This is a genomic window from Runella sp. (assembly GCF_027484545.1).
Classification (GTDB): Bacteria; Bacteroidota; Bacteroidia; order Cytophagales; family Spirosomataceae; genus Runella.
On record NZ_JAIXST010000332.1, the window covers coordinates 1 to 3,386 of the forward strand.

Consider the following 3,386-nt stretch of genomic DNA (forward strand, 5'->3'; position numbering starts at 1 on the left):
ACTAAAACAGGTTTGCAACAAGTAGCTAATATTAGGGTCGCTTTTAAAAACAATCAGTGCAATAAAGTAACCGATTTAATAAAAATGGCGGCTTAATAAACTTGTCCTAAACCCATAAGTACTGATTACTCCATGTTCCGATTCTTTAAACTAAAAGGTGAACAGAGAAACAACTACGCGCCTATGTTTCTCTGTGTTCCATTTTACCAAAAATTGTGCTTGATTCATCCCCTTTTTATGCAGATTGGGTTTGAAAAATTGTGCTTTCGTTCCTTAAATTTGATTTTGCCGGTTTTTGTCTTAAACTTTACTAAAAAATAAACCAAGACCTGTTCTAAGTTATGGCAGCTATCTCCCTGAATGTCAACGGTAAAAAATATAACCTTGACGTAGACCCTCAAATGCCGCTCCTGTGGGCAATCCGTGATTTTGTAGGACTGAAAGGTACCAAATTTGGCTGTGGTATGGCACAATGCGGCGCCTGCACCGTTCACATGGATGCCAAACCCACTCGTTCCTGTGTGCTTCCCGTACAAGCCGTTGCTAACAGTAAAATTACAACCATCGAAGGAATCGGTACCGAAACCAATCTGCATCCTGTTCAGCAGGCCTGGATTGAGGAGCAGGTTCCTCAATGCGGTTATTGCCAATCCGGCCAAATTATGGCGGCGACTGCACTTTTGAAAGAAAAGCCAAACCCTACCGACGCCGACATCAATGCGGCAATGCAGGGGCACATTTGCCGTTGCGGTACCTACGACCGTATTCGTAAGGCGATTCATTCGGCGGCCAAATCGAAAGCACCCAAAAGTGAAATGACCGGAGGAAAGTAGTCAACCAATGAAAAAGCTATCTAAATCATGAGCAATAGAAGAACATTTATAAAAACCCTCGGACTCTCATCGGCAAGTTTGGTGTTGGGCGTATCGAGCATGGCCAAGGGAAAGGCCGCTGTCGTCAATATGAGTGCTGATCCCCTGAATTTGGCTCTCGAAATCAACCCATTTATTGTCATTCAACCTTCGGGTCAAATTAGTCTTATCAACCCTCGGCCTGATATGGGGCAAGGCTCGACACAAGCGGTGCCTTCGCTGTTGGCGGAAGAGTTGGAAGTAAGTTTGGACCAAGTTACGATTCTTCAATCGGATGGGAAAGGGAAATACGGCGACCAAACGTCAGGAGGAAGCAGTAGCGTACGAGCTTTGTGGACCCCCATCCGACAAGCGGGAGCTGCGGCCAAAGAAATGCTTATCAAAGCCGCTGCTCAGCGTTGGAATGTGCCCGTAAGTGAATGTTATGCCGAAAAAGCCAAGGTAATTCACCGCCCAAGCGGCAAATCATTGACCTACGGTGAAGTAGCCGATGAAGCTTCCAAATTTGAGATACCAAAAGACCCTAAACTCAAAGACCCGAAAGACTTCAAGATTATCGGCAAATACGCTCCCCGTTTGGACGTGCCTGCGCGGGTTACGGGAAAAGCGGTGTTTGGAATTGATGTGGATGTGCCCAACATGGTCTATGCCGTGATGATACACAGTCCTTTGGTTCACGGGAAAGTGGTTTCCATTGATGATACCGCTGCCCTCAAAATCAAAGGGGTACAAAAAGTATTGAAATGCGAGCGCCCGATGCCGCACCGTACGGCAGAGGCCGTAGCCATTATTGCCGACAATTACTGGGCGGCACTTTCTGCTAAAAAAGCAGTAAAAGTGCAATGGGACAACGGTGATTTGGCAAAAACTCAAAACACCGCTGCTTACTATAAAAAATGTACGGAAGCATCCACGGGCGAAGGTTTAAAGGCCGAAGAAGAAGGCGATTTTAAGGCCACTTTTGCGGGCGCGGCCCAAAAATTGGAAGCGCTGTATGAAACTCCCTTTTTGGCTCATGCCCCGATGGAACCTGAAAATGCCATTGCGCACGTAAAGGAAGATGGTACCGCCGAAGTGTGGGCACCTATTCAAGGCCCGGATTGGGCGTTGCGTGATTTGGCCGGTTACTTAAAAATCAAACCCGAACAAATCAAAATCAATGTGGCATTGTTGGGCGGTGCTTTTGGACGAAAAGCTTATCACGACTTTTTGTTGGAAGCCTGTTTTCTTTCGCGCGAAGTGAAAAAGCCTGTAAAGTTGGTTTGGACGCGCGAAGACGATATTACGCAGGGGCCATATCGCCCGGGAATGATGGCAAAAATGCAGGGCGCGGTAGATGCCAACGGCAACATTGTAGCGTATCATCACCATCCGATTGGCGAATCAATTCAGTTTCAGGTATTTAAAGCCCCTAACGATAAACCCGACGATTGGATTTGCGGAGAATTGAGCCAAAAAGAACAAAAATATAACATCCCTGCTTTTAAAGTTTCATTTACGCACGTCAGCACCGAGATTCCTATTGTATGGTGGAGGTCGGTGTATGCGTCCAATTTCGGATTCAGTCAGGAAGGGTTTTTTGATGAATTAGCGCACGCCGCTAAAAAAGACCCGCTCAAGGCACGTTTGGAACTGATGACTGATGTACGCTTTAAAAAAGTGCTGGAAACGCTGGCCGAAAAAGCCAATTGGGGTGAAAAACTTCCCGCCGGACACGGCAAAGGAATTGCGATTTTCAAGTCATTTGGCAGCATCAGTGCCTGTTGCGTAACGGTAGCGAAACAAGGTACCAGCGTGAAAATCGAAAAAGTGGTTTCGGTCATTGACTGCGGACACTACGTAAACCCCGACAACGTAAAAGCCCAAACCGAAGGAAATATCGTAATGGGAATTACGGCGGCGGTGAAGAAAGGAATTATGTTCACCAACGGTCAGGCCGAGCAAACGAACTTTCATCAGTACCAAGTGATGCGGATGAATGAAATGCCTGCGGTTGAAATTCACATTGTACAAAGCGGCGCCGAACCGGGCGGGGTAGGAGAGCCGGGACTGCCTCCGATAGCACCCGCATTGACCAATGCAGTTTTTGCGGCCACGGGCAAACGAATCAGACGACTGCCATTTGATTTGAATACGTTGGCGTAATAGTTTATCCAAAATCAAAAAAGCTCAATGAAAACTCATTGGGCTTTTTTGATGTGTTTTAGGTTTCTGAAATTACTTGTTTCTTGACCTCTATTGTTTCTTTTGACATTCGTAAACGTCTTACTGAAATAATGCATTATGCCGTTCTCGCTCGGTTGCACCGACGGGGCCGCCCGAGCGGTGAGGCATATCAAAAAGGGCTTCCAGCCCGTAGTAGCTAAGGCAAAAGCGTTAATAATGAAGCTAACAATATAAGTAATCAATCAGAATTAAACTGGACATTAATTGGCGTATTTTTTATAATAAGATTTGTAAAGCTAATTGTATATATCGAACCATATTGCTTAAAAATATAAAGAATAGCTTTCT

The 3,386-nt window shown here is 45.7% G+C and carries 2 protein-coding genes; both read left to right on the forward strand.

From position 1 onward, the window contains the following. Nucleotides 1-341: 341 nt before the first annotated feature. Nucleotides 342-833, forward strand: coding sequence for a (2Fe-2S)-binding protein (locus Q0081_RS29685; RefSeq protein WP_298362120.1), 492 nt, complete (start codon nt 342-344; stop codon nt 831-833). Between the two features lie 27 nt (nt 834-860). Then, entirely contained in the window at nt 861-3,017 is a 2,157-nt protein-coding gene (locus tag Q0081_RS29690; protein WP_298362123.1) for a molybdopterin cofactor-binding domain-containing protein, read from the forward strand. The last annotated feature ends 369 nt before the right edge of the window (nt 3,018-3,386 follow it).